Origin of the sequence: Kitasatospora sp. NPDC056446 (genome assembly GCF_042796115.1) — a bacterium.
In the GTDB taxonomy this organism is placed as follows: Bacteria; Actinomycetota; Actinomycetes; order Streptomycetales; family Streptomycetaceae; genus Kitasatospora.
The window spans coordinates 1-1,896 of sequence record NZ_JBHTRF010000188.1; the positions used below are offsets into that span (position 1 = coordinate 1).

The window sequence follows — 1,896 nt, forward strand, 5'->3', positions numbered from 1 at the left end:
GGGCGCATTGAACCAGGCCTGGATCGGAGCGCTGCAGACCGGCGATCTGCCCGACCGTTCGACCTTCGCACACGTACAACGTTGTGTAGAGGAAGCGCACCGTCGCGGCGTGGCCAATGGACATGAGCTCGATCTATTCGCAAAGCATGCGATCTCCTTTGGCCCTCATTTCCACCGCCATCCCATCCTTCAGGCGCTGCTGGCGCAGGTGGAGCAGGGCGAACGGTACGACGAACTGGCATGGCGCATTGAAGACGCAGAGTGGCAGGACATACGCGCGGCGGCGTCGGGACACGCCGCTGAGACCAAGGGAGGGTTGTACACATGACGCAGCATGGCGAGGAAGGAAACGACGTGAGCGGTTCCTATACCGGCAGCAGCAACAGGGGAGGTCGCGGCAAGGACAGCCAAACCGTATCTGACCTTCCTGTTGTTACCGCCGCACCGCCGGAGTCGCAGAGCCGCGCGGTCTGCGACATCTGCCGCTCTACCGGGCTCGCCATTCTGCCGGTGCGCTATACCTTGGTGCCCGACAATTGTGACGTCGACCTGGGCGGCCTATCACCCTCGCATGTGCCCGACGCTGACATGAGTGCAGCGGGACTTGAGCATGCTCTCAGGACCATGCGCCAAGGCATGTTGTACCTGTACTACGAGAAGGGGCCTTACGGACCTCGGTACTGGGAATGCTACGCCATTGCCGAAAACGGTACGTTGTGGCGGCAGCCCTCCGTCACGAGCGCCCGCCCCGTCGTTGGAGCGGGGCTGCCGATCTGTGGGCGGAAAGGACATGACTATATGCGCACCGAGTTCATCACCATACCGCGGCCTGATGTGTGCGGGACGGTCTGGCTCGCTTTTTCCCAGCACCCATGGACACCTGCGACGCTGGATCGCTATGGGTCCGATCCGGTCCTGCGCGCCGAGCGGATGCAGCCGATCGAGCCTGCGAGATGGATCCGGTCGGCGAGAGCGGAGGGCGACCAAGCGCCGTTGAAGGACGCCGCCGGGCTGGCATCGATCATGGAATATCGTTGGATGGAAAGTCCCACGGGAGATCCGCCGGAACTTCCTCACATCAGCGCGCTCCCAGCTGCCTCCACACCGGATGGCGCACTCAGCACCGCACGGCTGCGAAAGCACGGCACGCGTTACCCATGGTCAAGGCGGGATTACCCCCGCAATGGTATCGATCCGAGCGAACTGCGCTTCCAGCTGCTACAGAAACACAGCAGTAACGGGCGAATTGGTGATGATCGCCAGGAGTACCCGCCCATGCTGCTGGGATTGTGGGACGCGGTGGGTGCTGTGCATGAGCTCAGTGGCTACTGCAACGATCTGGCTGCCTGCATCGGTCAATTCAAGCGGGAGCGCGAGCTGGAGGTTTCAGCGGTTGACCAGATCGAACAGATCTCGCGATTGCTGGAACTCAACGGCGCGGTGATGGCAGGGAACTATGCAGCGCAGACCGTGCGGGAAGAAGAACGGCAGCTCCGCCTCGGGAATCCCTCGCTTCCGTCATGGAACCCGAGAGTGAAGATCTCCGAGGAGGAAAAACGGAAGCGGGAGCAGGCATACAAAGACATGTTCCTGCCGCTCTATCTGCAGGATGCGCAGGACGCGTGGAAGAACAAGTACTGGCCGCTGATTGATGAGCCCCGCTTTACCGCGTTCAAGAGGAACATGGATGCAATGGCGCAGATGGTGCTCGACCGGTTGGGCCCAGAGATGGCTGTGCTGGTTGCCTGGCTCCGCCATGATCTGTTTCTGGCAACGCTGGAGGACTTTGACGGCCAGTCTGCGGCGCAAGGCGTGTGGTTCGAGGAAGTAATCACCGATGCCATTGCGGCGCTCGGCATGCACGAGATCGGCCGTGCATTTCTGACTGAATCGGCC

The 1,896-nt window shown here is 61.7% G+C and carries 2 protein-coding genes; both read left to right on the top strand.

From position 1 onward, the window contains the following. A partial coding sequence (locus tag ACFQ6N_RS40485; protein WP_380659150.1) for a hypothetical protein occupies positions 1–328 on the top strand: 328 nt, incomplete at its 5' end. Next, positions 325–1,896 (top strand): T6SS effector BTH_I2691 family protein (locus ACFQ6N_RS40490; protein WP_380659151.1); only part of this gene is annotated, 1,572 nt, incomplete at its 3' end. The genes ACFQ6N_RS40485 and ACFQ6N_RS40490, both read left to right, overlap by 4 nt.